Source organism: Paenibacillus guangzhouensis (assembly GCF_009363075.1).
GTDB lineage: Bacteria > Bacillota > Bacilli > Paenibacillales > Paenibacillaceae > Paenibacillus_K > Paenibacillus_K guangzhouensis.
On record NZ_CP045293.1, the window covers coordinates 4,300,001 to 4,316,097 of the forward strand.

Sequence of the window (16,097 nt, forward strand, 5' to 3'; positions counted from 1 at the left end):
GACCCAGGCGAGCGCACCATTTCATCATACGCGTCAACATGGAGCACACACCTCCCATTTATTTTCATACATAATGAACTTCATCTGTACAATGTTATTATATCGATTTCCATCGTCCTTAATTGTGATTATAATCACAAAGAATGACTTAGTAAATGAAATTTTCTGTAAACCCTAACCACATCATGTAAGTACCAAAAAATCCATTGATGAAAAATAAAAATCCCGCACCTCTTCGCAGAAGTCACGGGAATCATTGTTAAGTATGGTGCGCGTAGAGGGACTTGAACCCCCACGGTCGCCCGCTAGATCCTAAGTCTAGTGCGTCTGCCAATTCCGCCATACGCGCGCATGTGGTACTCAATTACTATACCATGGTTGGGACTTGCTTGTCAACCATGTTTTTTTGAAGTAAAACTGGTGAGCCATGAAGGACTCGAACCTTCGACACCCTGATTAAAAGTCAGGTGCTCTACCAACTGAGCTAATGGCTCTCATTCGAGAGGGTAATACTGGCGGAGCTGACGGGATTCGAACCCGCGGTCTCCTGCGTGACAGGCAGGCATGTTAGGCCTCTACACCACAGCTCCACATTAAAACTCGAAATATTGCGGGGGCAGGATTTGAACCTGCGGCCTTCGGGTTATGAGCCCGACGAGCTACCGGGCTGCTCCACCCCGCGTCATCTAACAAAATATTTATGGTGGAGGCTAACGGGATCGAACCGCTGACCCTCTGCTTGTAAGGCAGATGCTCTCCCAGCTGAGCTAAGCCTCCATAAATGGCTCCCCGAACAGGACTCGAACCTGTGACAACTCGATTAACAGTCGAGTGCTCTACCAACTGAGCTATCAGGGAATATCATGTGTATCTCGTGAACAGAATCTTAATTTACCACACCATTCGACAGAATACAAATGTAATTTTTGACAATTAACTAAAAATGATCGCCTGGAGGCTGCGACCAAGCAGCTCCATTACTCACGCAACGCTTCTCTAAGCGGGGTTGACATGCGGCCTTCCCCTTTGGAACGTTGATTTTTAAGCTTGATGATTAACTGCTTCAACCTTGCATTTTCCGCTTCAAGCTCCATTACTCGTTCTTTAAGTTTCTCCACCTGTGCTTGTTCTTGATTATCCAATATTAGTTCCTTCTTTCTCCGTATCCCACAAACGGCGACAACGTGCAATGACTGCTAGGATTTGATCCTGTATTCTCTATCCTACCTTCTCCTGACTTTCGTAGCAACTGCTCTGCCCATGAATCCCCAGCGATACTCTTCAATACAATTAGCCAGACTATATGAAAGACAAAAAGCGCAGAGCCGAAGCTCTACACTTTCAGAATAAGTTTATTTGATCAGTATCCCGCCAAATGGAATGACTTCCCGCAGAACGCGCCGAATGAACCCGTCTCCTTCAATTTCTTGCTCCAGCTGATGATCTGATTTACCCGTCTGAATGAGTGCGTAACCATGACCTGTGATTTCAAAGTGATAATTCATGTGTTGGCTCGCAAGTGCATTCCCATAGACACGAGGCGTCAGCGTAGCATTCTCCGGGTAAGCGACAAGACAACCCACGTCAATATACGTCGGCTGAACCGGGTCCAGCTTCATCCGATGAAGTGGTCCATGCGTCAAGATCCCTAATACACCACCGTCGCCTGAAAATTTCATCTTAATGATCTCACGGGTAATCAACGCATTCTTCAAGGTCTGGATTTTGCGCTCCACACGCATGCCATCTGTATAGAACAGAACATGCTTCCATTCAAATAGCAGATCTGCGCCCTCTGTGAGTGGAATCGTCTGTACAGTGTACCCTGCAGGCAACCCGATCATAAACTGAGCAGGACCGCTAATCGTCGATTGAATCAATTTTCGCTTGCGGTACATGCCAGCAATGTCCATAAGCCGATCTTCGCGTTGATTCGAATTGCCCTGAAAGGCAATGATCTGACTCGGATGGAGAACGGATACTTTCTCTCCCTGATCTAACTGAAGCGTGACCGCTTGCGATAGGGTTGATCCCTCTTCACATCTGACTTCCATCTTCAATTCGCCTCCTCTATCCTTATCCCGCTACCTATGACGCCGCCAGAACAAGACCCGTGTCACTCTCGTCATGATGAACAATAATGCAATCGCACTAGCCGCAATGACGATCCCCCGAATAATCCACTTCATCCGTTCCTTTTGCCGTAACTCCTGTTCCTCGAGCAGCTGCAGACGTGATGTCAGCACCTCATTCTGAACCCGAAGTTGCTCGTTCTCCTGCATCAATTGGTTCGAGACCGTCTCATACTGTTCTCGGCTCTTCTGGAAGCTCTCTTCCATTTGGGTATATTTCGATTTCAGCTCGTCCACTTCGGAGGGAATTTCCTTCACGCCGTTGACCCAATCCCAGAATCCTGCGTGTGCAGCAGGCGCCGGTCCGAGCAGCAATCCTATGCTTAATACGATTACGCCTATATAGACAATTATTTTATGATTACTAGAAAATATCATATTCTGCCCTTCTCCTCTCTTAAGAGTCATCGAACAATCGAACATATATACGAAAATTGTCGAAAGAAGTTGCAAGATTCATAGATGTCGCACGATCATTTTTTTGGCACAAAACACCAAAAAGGCCCTGCCTCCCTTGATGGGATAAGACAGAGCCCTAATTTACATTAAGCCTGATTCTTCACAAAATCTTTCAGGTCAATCACCTGATGCGTCTGTCTCGACGCTTCAGCTGCAAAAGCCATCATGTGGCTCTGCACGGATTGATTGGCTGACGTGAGCCCTTGGCTCTTGCCGCCTTCTCGCACAAGCTTTAAGAAATCGCGTACGAGGCCAAAATCGCCGCCACCGTGGCCGATATGTCCGCCAGCATCTGCGAACTCGATTTGCTGTGCCTCTTGCTTGCCAAAATGCAAAATCTCAATCTCGTTCTTCTCCATCGCGCCTCGAATCTCGCCCTTCGTTCCCATCAGCTTGATCGTGCGGCTCACATCCTTCGTGAACGCACTCATCGTAAATGCAGCGGTCACGCCATTCTCAAATGCAAGATTAACGACCTGATGATCAACGACATCATTATCACAGTGATAGACGCATCTGCCATATGGGCCTTCCTCCAGCGCCTTGAGGCGCCCTTCATAGCTCAAATCATCGCTAATCGCTGATGTCGGCCAATCCGTATTTTCCGTCAAATACTGCTTCGGCGCGAAATACAGACATTCATCTTCAACAGGGCATCCATCCGTGCATCGAAGCGGCGCACCGACGGGAGCCTGCGACGAGGTGAAATGCGATAATGAGCCAAACGATGAGACCTTCGTGCATGTGGAACCGGATAGCCACAAAAGAATATCGAGATCATGACAAGATTTCGCAAGAATCATAGGACTAGATTCATCTTGACGACGCCAATTGCCGCGCACAAAGCTATGTGCTTGATGCCAGTAGCCTACGTTCTCGTTATGTGTAATGGACATGAGATCGCCGATCGCCCCATCTTCGAGCAGACGCTTGATCGTACCGAAGAAGTTCGTATATCGCAGCACATGGCAGATGGAGAATACCCGATCGAATTTGAGCGCCATCTCCCCCATCTCGATGCATTCCTTCGGATCAGGCGACATCGGCTTCTCCAACAGCACATGATACCCTGCCTCAAGCGCCTTCATCGTTGGTTCGAAATGCTGTTTGTCTTGCGTGCAGATGAACACCGCATCCGCCAACTTCGGTGCCGCGAAGAATTCGTCCCAGTTCTCGAAACAGACCTCGTCTGCTAGACCATGCCTTGCTTGAAAGCCCGTTCTGCGCTCCGCGTTCGGCTCTGCCACCGCAACCACCTGCAACTCATCGGGATGCTGCTTCGCATATTCCAAATAGTTAATACCCCGGAGACCCGCTCCAATTAATGCAACCGTAACTTTATTCATATGATATCCTTCTCCCTGTCGTTCTGATCTACTCTTTCACGCTGCCAACGGTCATCCCTTTGACAAAATACTTCTGAAGGAACGGATAGACGAGCATAATCGGAAGCGCCCCCATGAAAATCTGCGCCGTACGCAGCGTCTTCTCGCTTAAGTTCTCCATCGCTCTCAGCTGCTCTGGCGACATGGAGGACATCTGTGAATTGATGGCTGTAATCAACGTAGATAGGTACGTCTGCAATGGATATTTGTCCGGTGAATTCATATAAAGTATCCCATCGAACCAAGCGTTCCAGTGTCCTACGATCGTGAACAATCCAATCGTCGCGATGGATGGCAAGGAGACGGGCAAATAAATCTGCCATAAGATCCGCCAATAGCCCGCACCATCAATGGTAGCTGCTTCATCCAGCTCCCTCGGAATCGTGCGGAAGAAATTCAGCATGAGCACCATATTCCACACATTAAGCGCTCCCGGCAATATCAGCGCCCAGATCGAATCCATGATCCCCGTATTCTTCACCACGATGTAAGTCGGAATCAACCCGCCGCCGAAGAACATTGTAATTGCAAAAAACCATACATACACCGTGCGATACTTAAATTGGCTGTTCGGACGGGCTAACGGGAATGCGGTAATAAAAACAAGGAACATATTGACGGCCGTTCCGAGCACGACACGTTCAATCGATACCCATAGCGAACGGAAGAACTCGACCTTCTCTCCTAGAAACATATAAGCGTCCATCGTGAATCCTACAGGCCACAACTTCACCTCGCCGGCCATCGCGGCCGTGTTCGAACTTAGCGAGATAGCTAGCAAATGAACGAACGGGACGATGCCCACTACGGTAACGAACGTGAGCAGCAGGGTATTCAAAATGATGAACATTCTTCTGCTAAGCGATGGTTTATGCAACACAAGGCTCTCCTCCTTAGAATATGCGATAGTTATTGTACTTGTAGGCTGCGTAATAGGTTATCGACACCAATCCTAAAGAGATCACGGATTTGAATAGACCAACCGCCGCTGCCGGACCGAATTGCTGACTGAACATCCCCAAGCGATAGACGAAGGTATCGATGACGTCTGCCCCTTCATAGACGGTCGGGTTGTACATGATCAGAATCTGTTCGAAGCCGGCATTGAGAACGTTCCCGAGACTTAATACACCGAGCAAAATAATGATCGGGGCAATACCTGGCAGCGTAATGTGGATCATCTGCTTCCATTTGCCCGCGCCGTCCACCTCGGCTGCTTCGTAGAGCGTCGCATTAATCCCGGTAATGGCAGCCAGCATGACAATCATGTTGTACCCCATGCCTTTCCAGACGTCCGAACCGATAATAATACCCCGGAACCAGTCATTGTTCAGCATGAACATGATCGGCTCCGATCCAAGCGACTTGACGATCCCGTTCACAGGACCATCCAAAGAGAACAATTCTATGATAACCCCGCCGAGAACTGTCCATGAGAGAAAGAACGGCAGGAAAATCGCCGACTGTATGAACCGCGAGAACCATCTGCGCGTCACTTCATTTAAGAGAAGCGCTAGAATGAGCGGAACGACCAAGAACAACACCATTTTGAATAATGAGATGACGATCGTATTCCATAAGACTTGGTTAAAATCCGGTAGATTGAACACATAAGTAAAATTATCGAACCCGACCCACTCGGACTTGAAAAATCCGGACAACGGCTCGAACTGCTGAAAGGCCATCACAAGCCCGGCCATCGGGCCATACGCGTAAATTAAGGTTAAGATAACTCCTGGCACTAACATCAAATGGAGCGGATACTCCTTGCGCAATAACTTCATCGATGAATTCCTCCTTCATAGGCGTTGACGACAAAGAGAGAGGACACGCAAGACCCTCTCTCCTCCCATAATCGAGCGTACCGATTATTTCACGGCCTGCTCGTTATACCAAGCGTTGACTTCTTCCGTAATTTTGTCGCCGCCAAGCGTCTTCCAGCTTGTCACGAATTTATCGAATTCGTCGATCGGAGCGCCCAGAATAATCTTCGTAAAGGTCTCCTGCATCAATTTATCCAGTTGTGAGCCCTTCTCCACCTGGGTTGACGTCGGGATGCCGTAGAATTCGTTGCTAACGAATGCCTGCTTCTCCTTGATCTGGCGCGTTAAGCCCCAGCCGCCATTTTCCGCGACACGGCTGAAGTATCCGCCCCAGTTCGTTCCTTTGGAAGCAATCTTCGTGCTGCCGGATTGATAATCTTTCACATAATTGAAGACGTCCTTCACAGCGATGTAATTCTCATCGTCCAGTGTGATCTCAGTCTGATTCGCGGCAAGCGCTTTATTCACTTCCGTGTATATCGTGTCAATCTGGGCTGGGTTATAAATCCGCGGATTGAACCAGTTGTAGACAAAGCCTTTCTCTGGTTTCAAAATCTCGGTATATTTTTTCTTGCCCATTTCAATATAGAAGTTCATCATTTTGATCGCCGCTTCAGGGTTCTTCATGTTCTTATTCACGGCATAGATCCGGCCGCTGCGCAGTTTAGGCACTAGGGATTTACCCGGTCCGCTAAGGGAAGGAATCTGTATTGCAATCCAGTTCGCTTTCGGATCTTTATCCACGTTCAAGTTGAGCGGCCATGCCGGATACCACCATTCGCCGTACGAAATCCCGACTTTGCCGGCCGTAATGTCTTCGACGACTTTGTTCTCGTCCTTCAGCGCGAATTCTTTATTCAGAATGCCGCGTTGGTACCATGACTGCAGCATGCTGAGGCCTTGCTTCATCTCCGGTTGAATCAGCCCTGGGACAAGCTTGCCGTCGTTGCCCTTGATCCATGCGGTCTGCGCATCCCCTACGGAAGGATAAGCATTGAATCCATTGAAGAAACCTCTGACGTCAAAGCCCCAGAAGAACAACGTCTTCTGCAATGCAACGCCATACGTGTCTGCTTTGCCGTTCTGATCCGGATCATTCTTCACGAACGCTTCCGCGACTTTATCGAGCTCTTCCATCGTAGTTGGCGGCTGCAGCTTCAAGTTGTCCAGCCAATCTTTACGAATCCATAGCAGTTGCGTCGACAAGAACGGATCCTCGAAGGATGGAATACCGTATTGCTTGCCGTCCTTGCTGAATACTTTCATCGAAAATCCGCCGTCTGACTCCATATATTTCTTCAGCTCAGGCGATGCATATTTCTCATAGGCCTCGGACAGATCCGCGAGCATATCCTGCTTACGCAGCTTCTCGAAATCCTTCTGACCAAGTTCTAGAATATCCGGCAAATCACCGGAAGCCATCGCGAGCGCGAACTTCTGTTCATACTGATCCGAAGGCACCGTCCATTTGTATTTCACGTCGATATTGAGCGTGTCTTTCAGCTGTTGCAAGTACGCGTTCTTGTCCGGCGTAAGCCCTTTGGGCGTTCTTGGATCTTCTGCCGGTCTGAAGCCCATCACTTCGGTTACTTCAACCGGCTCCGCGTATTTGGTAAGCGGTCCTTCCGGCGCAGCTGTCTCGGTCTTCGTCTCGCCTGACGGCGTCGTCGTCCCCGTACTTGCGCTGTCGCTGCCTTTGCTTGAGCATGCGGTGAATGCCGCCATGACCATGGAGAGCAGTAATATCGTTTTTAGTGTTTTGGATGATTTCATGATAACGCTTTCCCCCTTTGTGTGATGAGGCCCTAGAGTCCGATTGACTCCTTGCTTCTAATAGTAGAATCAAAGAGAAAAAGCTACAATTTCAAATCTTTTACTTTCGTTTCACTTTTTTTACTACCTTACATCGGCGCTTATAATGACTTCCGATATTCTTGGGGAGAGGTCCCTGTCATCTTCCGGAAGAAGGTTGTGAAATACGGCTGTGAATCAAACCCGACCTTCAAGGCGATCTCATGCAGCTTCATATGCGGATTCTCCATCATGCGAATCGCTGCCGCTAACTTCGTCTCTTGGATGTACTCCAGAAGATTTCGCCCCGTAATCTGCTTGTAGTACCTGGACAAATACGAGGGATTCAGATGCACCTGCTCTGCAATCGCCGTCAAAGATAAGTCACCATCCAAATAATCATGGATATATTGATGAATCTGATCGATCAATAATTGCTTGAATTCCTCCTGCTTCATGCCCGTTCCTCTGTCATAAGAGGCAAGCAGCGCCATCGAATATTCATAATCCACGATAACCATCTTCTGGCCCAATTGAATCCTCCTGCGAATTATAGCGCTAACCTCATCGACCTGAGGCTGCAGCTGATCCCAACGCTCCAACATATTGCCAGAGATTCCGAATGAAATGGACATCTCGAACAGCTGCTCATACTCGTTCTGAACGCGTTCAAGGTTACCTCGAATATAGGCGACAATGTTATTCGCTTGTAAGTGCTGGTCCGGTTCACGCTCTTTCATATGATCAGTCAGCAATGCATCGGGCTGCAGCAGCCATACCAATCGATTGCCATCTTGGATTACGTGCTCACATATCAACGAGATCGGCAGATGCTGATCGACGATACGTGCGGCCGACTCCAGAAGCTTGAGCTTCGCTCCCTCGGCTATGTCCACTTGTCCGACGAGGAAGTATGCAGGCCGATTCGGATGAATCCGGAAATCGACTTCCGCATAACGATCATTCGCGAGCAAGGATGGCAGCAATTCGCCTTGCAGGACTCGCTCGAACAATTCTTTTTTTAGCAGAGATTCGGCCATCTGGAAATGCATCTGCGCCTTCTCCTGCTGCAGCCGTTGACGCTTCTCTTCCTCCAGCTTCGCAATCGCCCCTTGCACTGCTTCGAAGATCGGTTCTACCCCCTCCGTCTTCAGAATATAGTTATCGACATTCTTCCGGATCGCTTCATAGACGTAATCAAATTCACTATACCCGGTTAAAAATATAATGCGGCAGGACGGCCAGTAATAGGCGATATCGTCCACCAGCTGCAATCCACTCTTCTGCGGCATGCGAATGTCACTGACGAGAATGTCTAGCTTCGTCCGCTTCGCAATATCTAGTGCTTCCATCGCCGAATATGCCTTGCAGATATCCAGCTCAACATCCTCACGCTCCTGAAATAATTGCACTAATCCATTCACAATGACAGGTTCATCATCCACGATTAAAAGTCTATACATCTACAAGTCCCCTCCCGATCCTTCTCGAATATTGATTCTAAGCTCTGCACGCAATCCGCCATGCTGACTTCGTGATACGAACAGCCCGCTGCCCACACCATACTTCAATTGAAGTCGGTTGTTCACGTTAATAAGTCCCGTCTTCTCCGGCTGTCTCGGCCCATCCCTTAATTGTATCTCTAACTGTTCAATCTGCTCATCCGTAACAAGACGTCCGTTATCCTCGACGGTCATTCGTACGATTCCATCTTCAATATTCGCAGCGATATAGAGGACACCGCTACCCATGCCGTCTTCAAATGCATGCTCGAAAATATTCTCGACAATCGGCTGAATGATCAAGCGCGGTACGGCAACGGTCTTCACATGGTCCGGGATGTCTTCATATTCGTAACGAATGCGATTCGAGAAGCGAATACATTGAATTTCACAATAATCAAGGGCATGCTGGTATTCCTTGTAGAGCGGCACTTCGTCCGATCCACTACGCGTAATGTACTGATAGTAGCTGCCTAGCTTCTGAGAGAGCTCTGCCGCACTATCGGCGTCACCAACTTTACACATCATGTAAATATTGAAAAAACTGTTGTAGAGGAAATGAGGATTAATCTGCGATTGCAGCTGCTTGAGCTCTGAATGCTGGATCGCAATTTTCTGCTCATAATTCTCCTCGATTGATCGCTTCAACCGAAGCGCCATCCGATTGAAGCTATGGAATAAATAGTGAAACTCATCTCTCGTCTTCGACTCGATGACGAGGTTGAGGTTGTCCGTCTCCATCATCTGGAATGCCTTCGTAAGCTTCGACAGCGGCCTGTGAATCATGAAATTGACGGAATACGCATAGAGCAGCAGTACGATGATCGCAACCACAAATAAGGCATAGAACCAGAAGCCGAATTGGCTCAGCGGTCGAGTAATCTCATCGTGGTTCACGTACATGATCAGCGATAGATTTAAGGAGCTCACCTGATTGGCCGTGATGAAATAGCTTATCCCTCCGATCGGAATCACCCGGGATGTATTCGTAGTCGCATGACTGTCTGCGTCCAATTGTTCAAGCAGCGGTGTGATGACACGTTGGTCTTCCACCGTCGACAGCACACTGCCGAGCGTCTTACTCCCAAGGAATACTTCGGATTCTTGATAAAGCGTCGTGATCTGATGAAGCGCTTCTTGTAGACGAGCAACAGAAATTTCAATATAGGAGATAATGCCAGAGTTATTCTCGCTCTCGATGAAGAAGAGACGCCCGTCTTTCTGATAGAAGGACGGTTTTGGGGTGTGCTGAATTAATGAAATGATGAACACGGACTCATCATTCGGCGCGTCCGTGACGCCATTCTGACTCGAGATCGTCTTGTTGATTTCTTTAATATAGACGCCGGCGTTCACGACGAATTCACTAGAATATTCGATCGCGGATAATCGATCCTTCGTCTGACTAATCAACTCGATCAGCGCGTATCCTTCCAACCGGCTCCCTTGGAAGCTCAGCTTCTGAAGATCCTTATCATTGAAAAATTGCAGCTGCTGATTGCGGACAAAATATAATTCCTTGTCCAATTGCTTCGCATAGAACGAAGCACCTGCTACCGCAGAGTCCGATATTGCGTTCTTCGTAAAGGACATGCCTTTATAATTCACCCACATGTTCATCGCAACGAGAGGGATAATAAAAGCTATGAAAACGATTACAATTTTCTGATAGACAAACCACCTCGTCGAACCTGCTGCTTGAATTTTCATCACACCTCAGCCCTGCTTTCCTACGATTTTCGAAATCAACTGTGAACTTAATTTACCACTGGAGCTTCGTTTTGAGCAATGGAGAGATGCAAAGAATGTACGCCTTTCCGCCATCACGTGAAAGAAATCAATTATTTATTGACACTTGCTGCTAGGCGATTTATAATTTCCACAACAAAACCCACATTAATACAATTAAATACACAGAAATAACTTGCATTACCTACTCATTCCTTGGAAAAGAGGGCGATTCGCATGGGAGCAATTTATAATCATGTATTTGTCATCGGGCTTGATGGCGCAGGAAATTTCATTAAAGATACACCGACACCGAACATCCATGGCCTGCTGCAGCAAGGGGCGCTAACCTATCAAGCACAAACGGTTTTTCCTTCGATCAGCGCGCAGTGCTGGGGCTCCATGTTCCACGGCGTTGATCCTGATCAGCACCAACTGAATAATGACAAGGCTTCGGATACGCGATTCCCGGAGGATAGTGCCTATCCTTCCTTCATGAAGCTGATTCGGGAGCAGTATCCGGATGCGAAGTTAGCGGCATTCTCGGAGTGGTCACCGATTAACTACGGGATCATTGAGCAATCCTGCCAGTTCGAGGATCTCTCCATTCGGTGCCCGGAATTAATTACTACAGCAGCGGATTATATCCGCAATAATCCCGATGTGAAGTGCCTCTATGTGCAGATCGATAATCCTGACGGCGCAGGCCACGAATTCGGGTATGGCAATCACGTGCCTGAATATTTAGCGAAGATTACGGAAGTCGATGCCTATGTCGGATTGCTGATCGATGCGATTCGCGATGCCGGCATCCTCGATGAGAGTCTCATTATCATCACAAGCGATCATGGTGGAGGCGGCGATCACCCGCGTAGTCATGGCAGCGATCATCCAATGGATATGACGGTCTTCTGGGGCTGTTACGGTAAGTCTGTTGCGCCTGGCACCTGGATCCAGGGTGACGACGTATCGATCAAGGATACGGCGCATGTCGTCGCTTACGCACTCGGCATCGAGCCTTGTCCGACGTGGAGCGGCAAAGTGCCTGAAGGGATTTTCACAACGAAGGTAGCTGCGGAATAATGACATAAGAAGAAGCCAACCATGGACATCATGATTGGCTTCTTCTTCATTCCATCATCAACGCTAGCCTAGATCATCTCTCTAGCGATAATACTCAGATCGAGAATATTAATAACGCCATCTCCATTCAGATCGATATGCTTCACAAGATGCCAGCCGGAATCCTCGCTTGTCTTCCCATAATGGACTGCAGCAATAGCGATATCCCCAATACTCACTTTACCGTCATGGTTCAGGTCCGCGGCGACGATGCCCGTTCCTGATTCGGTCTGAACATGTAGGGAAGATAAAGCTGCTTGCAGCTCTCTTCCTTGCGCATCACCGAGCAAAGCATTCGTAATCGAGAATTGGCTCGGCGTGTTCTGCTGCGATATGGCTGTGAAGGTAAGCTCGAGCACCTGGGCATTCCCTTGAATCGCATGCGCTCCGCCTTGACTTGCTATCAGAAATCGCACATGTCCTGGTGTAGGATGGACAGACTTTATAATCTCCACACCATCAGCTGCAGATTTAGCCGACACCAACTCAAATATTTGCGGGTCGTATGTCAGAGAGATATCTTGCGCATACACAGCATCCTTCACATTCTGCATCCCGACGCGGATTTGAAACGGCTGATTCACCTTTACGGACGCCGGCCCGCTCAATGCAGTTGATAAGCTGCGCTCCGGTTGTGGAAGCGCAGCTAGAGCGGCCTCCGCATCGGTCAATCTCGTAATATCCCCCACGAGCGCTCGCTGTACATCGGTCAATGCAAGGTAGGCCGCTCTCGCCGCTTGGATAGCCGATGCGTCATCGAGCGTGACCGCCGCTGGAGCCGGCAGCACCGCGATCGCGTCCCGGACTGCCTTCGCTGCTGCTTGATCGGCTGAGCCCTGATAGTAAAGCTCCAGTTCATTGATGGCAAAATTCCCCCATTTCAAATTCGAGCCGTTGATTTTCAGACGGAATTTCTTCGCGGAGGTCGAACTGAAATCCACGCTCTGGGTTTCATTCGTCACATCGCTATACTTCCACACCCACTGCACATTGCTCTTGATCGGCACCCATGCTGTTCCGTTATAAGCTTCCAGATCGAACTTCGTGACGCCCTGCCCCGTCCCGAAGCGTGTCACAATCTTCAAGTTGTTCGCGGTCACCGCCTTCGTGCCGAAATCTAGCGTAATATAGTTCGGGAAGGTCACACCCTCATCCACACTTGACCATGCATTCGAGTAATTACTGTCCGTCATACTTTGAGTCGAGCCATTGTTCAAGGTAGCAACCGTTGTGCTGACCGTTGCCAGCGGCGCTAAGTTCCCAGGCGCAGGCTTCGGCTGCTCCGGCATCGGTGTAATCGGCGCCGGAACGAATACGATCGGCGTCTTGCCTGTCGCCGGCGGCACCGAGCCTTGATATTCGTAAGCTCCTATGTCTGGATCACCGTTGTATAAGGTATTGCCGAAATAATCTCGCCCTCCATTATTGGCAATCGGAACACCTGCGCCGATCAGCGGCGAGTCTGGCTGTAGCTTATATCCGTCAAGCGTATTCATGCCGTTGCCGCCACTGCCCGGATTCACGAATTTCGGATTCGCCGTAATCTTGTGCGCATCCGAGGCGACTACCGTATTACCGCCAAAATACGCGTTGGAATCGAAGGTTTGCCCTGTTAAATTCCAACCCCGGTCTCCCACGCTGTAGTAGACGTTATTATAGTTCTTAATATTTTTGGGAGCGCCCGATGATTTCGTGAAATAATCGCTCATGACCGGATTCCCTGATGCCGCGCCAACATAGACCGTATTATTGTAATTGTAGACCGTGTCGATCGAACCGCTGTAGCGGAAAATATGATTCTTATCATTCTGACTGATATTATAGCGAACAATCGTATTCGTCGTGTAATACGTATCATTCACGAATAGCATGAAGCCGCCTGCGTTGTCATGACTATAATTATATTGAACGAGAGAGCCGATATTCCCTGCGTCCACGTCGAATCCCTCGCCATCCATTTCCCCATGATGGCTCCCGAAGGATTCATTGAATTGCACCACGTTATTGTCCGCATAGGCCCACCAGATGGACGCATTCGTCGCCAGATACGTCGCTTCTTGCACCGTATTCCGTTCAATAATCGCCCCATCCGTCACGTTCCATGCGATCCCTCCTGTCGCAGGACGAACGATTGTATTATTGGATATTTTCAAATTCGTGGTCGGCGTCCAAGGCCCGTACGGCTTCGGTACCCACTCCCAAAGGTCGCTCATGCCGTATCGAAGAATACAATTCGAGCCAACATAGATCCCGTAAGCATCAACATCGGTTAATGTATTGCCATCGATGAGTACGTCATTAAAAGCGCTCGGTACATAAGAACCAACCGAATCGAAAATAATCCCTCCTGCACGCGTTGTATATACCCCATCAACATCATGAATGTTAAGATTTCGAATGTAGATATGATTCAAGATGCCGCTCTCTTCATTCAAGATGTACACGCCGCGACGCTCGCCACGAGCCCCTTGCCAATCTCTAGTGAAAGGCTCTGATGATGGATTCGTAATTTCCAGATTGCTGATTTCCCAATACTCCTGATTCTTCAAGAAGACCGTCTGCAGTTCACTCGTCACCCCCGTGATCAGGGGCTTATTCCCCGTGCCGTATTGGTCAATCAGGATCGGGCTGCCATTCACGCCGGATCCTTTCGGCCAAAGTTGGCCTTGCCAGGAACCTCCTGCCTTGAACAATATTTTGTCCCCCGGCGCAAATGTTGTCGCATTCACCTTGGTGAGTGTCTTCCAAGGCGTCCCGGTACTTGTCCCGTTCGCACTGTCATTCCCATTCACGTTATCCACGAAATAGGTCGTCCCTGCAGCCGCCTTCGCATCTCGCGGGGCAATGGCAACGATACTGAAGAGCATGGTCATAACGGTGACCAGGCTCATCGTTCGTTGCATGGTACGTCTGAACATCAGTCATCTTCCTTCCACATTTTATGTATGCAGCACTTCAACAGCGAACGGTTGAAGTAGTTACACCCGAAAGGACTGCCACTTAGATCACTGGATTTGAACGGATTGCATTTGCTTGTCATTCACCTGTATGTCTGCCGTTGTCATCCTTTCATATATCATGGATTCGTACTCCTGCTGTATCAGGTCTTGCAGCACTTGTTCTTTCACTTGTTCATAAGGTAGATATTCCGCATTTGGCTCTACCCGCTCAATACATTTTAGGAGATGATAGCTGCCATTCTCTTCGATGATCTGGCTGATGGCATCTACAGGGAGCTTCACTGCAGCTTGCGCTATGGGGCTTCTAGCATTACGACGTTCATCGCCCAAGTGTATCGTCAGCTCTAACGCCGTGTCTTGTGGGTTATACACTGCGGCTATTTCTTCAAAATCGCCGCCAAATTGCAGCTTGGCCGCTGCCTCTTCAAGCTGTTGTTTGATTTCTTGTTGAAGTGATGGATCGGTATGATGGTTGGAATCTAGGAAGGAACGCGAGATGCGTTGGATCTTAACGAGGCCTGGGGTCAGATAGCGTTCGGCTTTATGCTGCTCATAAAATTGTTTTGGAAGAGATTCATTCTGCTGTAATACGGTCTGCAGCATCTGCCGCTTTGCCGCAAGCGTTACGTTCGATATCACATATTCAAAATAAGAGTCTTCATCGTATTGCGCGGGTCCGTATACCACTTGATTGTTGCTGATGGCTTGCGCTCTCCGCTGATTCTCTTGCTGTAACTGCTGCAGGAACCCTTGATAACTTACCTCTTGCAGAGCACCTCGTTCCTTCGCCAGCAGCTGTCTCACCTTGATACGCACACTCTCTTCGAGCGCTTTCTTCTTCAGCATCTCTGCCGGAATCTCGCCGTGGAAAGCGGTGGTCCAGAATTGTTTTGTCTGCTCTGCGTGATAGGTATTTTGAAAATAATGAATGACCTGAGATTTATTCAGTCGAATCGCTCGATTGAATTCCGCGATGCTGATTGGCACACCATTGACAGTCGCAATGGCATCCTCCGCTTGATCTGGCGCTGACCAGGCCCCGCGAGCGAAAGCCGCTGTAACTCCTGTCGTAAGTAATATCACGATGGCGAGCAGGAACCGTCTATACTTCGATCGTCTGGAACGGACTCTCTTCATCCTATCCTCCTTTGTGAAACGCTTACATAGATTTAATACAAATTGTAAGCCGATGCTG

The 16,097-nt window shown here is 48.7% G+C and carries 13 protein-coding genes and 6 tRNA genes (1 of these 19 cut by a window edge); 1 reads left to right on the forward strand and 18 read right to left on the reverse strand.

The genetic code is table 11. The features are described 5' to 3' along the window. The 16 genes from GCU39_RS19320 to GCU39_RS19390 form a co-directional block, all read right to left on the reverse strand. Positions 1-40, reverse strand: the 5' portion of a protein-coding gene (locus GCU39_RS19320) for an FUSC family protein (protein WP_193726553.1). The gene continues 1,091 nt to the left of window position 1, outside the view; 40 of the gene's 1,131 nt are visible here — the first part of the coding sequence; it begins with the start codon at positions 38-40; the stop codon falls past the left edge of the window. Between the two features lie 226 nt (positions 41-266). After that, a tRNA-Leu gene (locus GCU39_RS19325) sits at positions 267-349 on the reverse strand. Between the two features lie 69 nt (positions 350-418). After that, positions 419-494 (reverse strand) — tRNA-Lys (locus tag GCU39_RS19330). Positions 495-513: 19 nt separating this feature from the next. Beyond that, a tRNA-Asp gene (locus GCU39_RS19335) sits at positions 514-590 on the reverse strand. An 18-nt stretch (positions 591-608) separates the two neighbouring features. Then, positions 609-682: transfer RNA gene (locus tag GCU39_RS19340), tRNA-Met, on the reverse strand. Between the two features lie 19 nt (positions 683-701). After that, positions 702-777, reverse strand: a tRNA-Val gene (locus GCU39_RS19345). A 5-nt stretch (positions 778-782) separates the two neighbouring features. After that, positions 783-858 (reverse strand) — tRNA-Asn (locus GCU39_RS19350). Positions 859-977: 119 nt separating this feature from the next. Next, complete coding sequence (locus tag GCU39_RS31595; protein ID WP_193726554.1) at positions 978-1,142, reverse strand: hypothetical protein; 165 nt, start codon at positions 1,140-1,142, stop codon at positions 978-980. A gap of 210 nt (positions 1,143-1,352) precedes the next feature. Then, a complete protein-coding gene (locus tag GCU39_RS19355; protein WP_152395014.1) occupies positions 1,353-2,054 on the reverse strand; it encodes an AIM24 family protein in 702 nt (233 codons plus the stop codon). Between the two features lie 30 nt (positions 2,055-2,084). Further along, positions 2,085-2,510: a tropomyosin gene (locus GCU39_RS19360; RefSeq protein ID WP_152395015.1), complete on the reverse strand. Its 426-nt coding sequence runs from the start codon at positions 2,508-2,510 to the stop codon at positions 2,085-2,087. Between the two features lie 167 nt (positions 2,511-2,677). Then, complete coding sequence (locus tag GCU39_RS19365; RefSeq protein ID WP_152395016.1) at positions 2,678-3,937, reverse strand: Gfo/Idh/MocA family protein; 1,260 nt, start codon at positions 3,935-3,937, stop codon at positions 2,678-2,680. 28 nt (positions 3,938-3,965) lie between these two features. Beyond that, positions 3,966-4,853 carry a carbohydrate ABC transporter permease gene (locus tag GCU39_RS19370; protein WP_152397335.1) on the reverse strand — a complete coding sequence of 296 codons (888 nt, stop codon included), beginning with the start codon at positions 4,851-4,853 and terminating at the stop codon, positions 3,966-3,968. Between the two features lie 16 nt (positions 4,854-4,869). Next, positions 4,870-5,760 (reverse strand): ABC transporter permease, encoded by an 891-nt coding sequence (locus tag GCU39_RS19375; RefSeq protein WP_152395017.1) that lies wholly within the window; start codon positions 5,758-5,760, stop codon positions 4,870-4,872. 84 nt (positions 5,761-5,844) lie between these two features. Continuing rightward, positions 5,845-7,572 (reverse strand): extracellular solute-binding protein, encoded by a 1,728-nt coding sequence (locus GCU39_RS19380; RefSeq protein ID WP_152395018.1) that lies wholly within the window; start codon positions 7,570-7,572, stop codon positions 5,845-5,847. Between the two features lie 140 nt (positions 7,573-7,712). Next, entirely contained in the window at positions 7,713-9,053 is a 1,341-nt protein-coding gene (locus GCU39_RS19385; protein WP_152395019.1) for a response regulator transcription factor, read from the reverse strand. Then, entirely contained in the window at positions 9,054-10,802 is a 1,749-nt protein-coding gene (locus tag GCU39_RS19390; protein ID WP_152397336.1) for a sensor histidine kinase, read from the reverse strand. 255 nt (positions 10,803-11,057) lie between these two features. Here GCU39_RS19390 and GCU39_RS19395 point away from each other — a divergent pair, with 255 nt between their 5' ends. Next, positions 11,058-11,903 (forward strand): alkaline phosphatase family protein, encoded by an 846-nt coding sequence (locus GCU39_RS19395; protein ID WP_152395020.1) that lies wholly within the window; start codon positions 11,058-11,060, stop codon positions 11,901-11,903. Between the two features lie 68 nt (positions 11,904-11,971). Here the strand turns inward: GCU39_RS19395 and GCU39_RS19400 are convergent, their stop codons facing one another. Both GCU39_RS19400 and GCU39_RS19405 read right to left on the reverse strand, forming a co-directional pair. After that, positions 11,972-14,845 carry a cohesin domain-containing protein gene (locus tag GCU39_RS19400; RefSeq protein WP_152395021.1) on the reverse strand — a complete coding sequence of 958 codons (2,874 nt, stop codon included), beginning with the start codon at positions 14,843-14,845 and terminating at the stop codon, positions 11,972-11,974. Between the two features lie 102 nt (positions 14,846-14,947). After that, entirely contained in the window at positions 14,948-16,039 is a 1,092-nt protein-coding gene (locus GCU39_RS19405; RefSeq protein ID WP_152395022.1) for a peptidylprolyl isomerase, read from the reverse strand. Between the last annotated feature and the right edge of the window lie 58 nt (positions 16,040-16,097).

What these genes read in the sequence shown, in the direction of transcription:
- GCU39_RS19360 (WP_152395015.1), bottom strand. Translation starts at nt 2,510, where the DNA reads ATGATATTTTCTAGTAATCATAAAATAATTGTCTATATAGGCGTAATC.
- GCU39_RS19395 (WP_152395020.1), top strand. Translation starts at nt 11,058, where the DNA reads ATGGGAGCAATTTATAATCATGTATTTGTCATCGGGCTTGATGGCGCA.
- GCU39_RS19365 (WP_152395016.1), bottom strand. Translation starts at nt 3,937, where the DNA reads ATGAATAAAGTTACGGTTGCATTAATTGGAGCGGGTCTCCGGGGTATT.
- GCU39_RS19405 (WP_152395022.1), bottom strand. Translation starts at nt 16,039, where the DNA reads ATGAAGAGAGTCCGTTCCAGACGATCGAAGTATAGACGGTTCCTGCTC.
- GCU39_RS19385 (WP_152395019.1), bottom strand. Translation starts at nt 9,053, where the DNA reads ATGTATAGACTTTTAATCGTGGATGATGAACCTGTCATTGTGAATGGA.
- GCU39_RS19400 (WP_152395021.1), bottom strand. Translation starts at nt 14,845, where the DNA reads ATGCAACGAACGATGAGCCTGGTCACCGTTATGACCATGCTCTTCAGT.
- GCU39_RS19375 (WP_152395017.1), bottom strand. Translation starts at nt 5,760, where the DNA reads ATGAAGTTATTGCGCAAGGAGTATCCGCTCCATTTGATGTTAGTGCCA.
- GCU39_RS19380 (WP_152395018.1), bottom strand. Translation starts at nt 7,572, where the DNA reads ATGAAATCATCCAAAACACTAAAAACGATATTACTGCTCTCCATGGTC.
- GCU39_RS19390 (WP_152397336.1), bottom strand. Translation starts at nt 10,802, where the DNA reads ATGAAAATTCAAGCAGCAGGTTCGACGAGGTGGTTTGTCTATCAGAAA.
- GCU39_RS19355 (WP_152395014.1), bottom strand. Translation starts at nt 2,054, where the DNA reads ATGGAAGTCAGATGTGAAGAGGGATCAACCCTATCGCAAGCGGTCACG.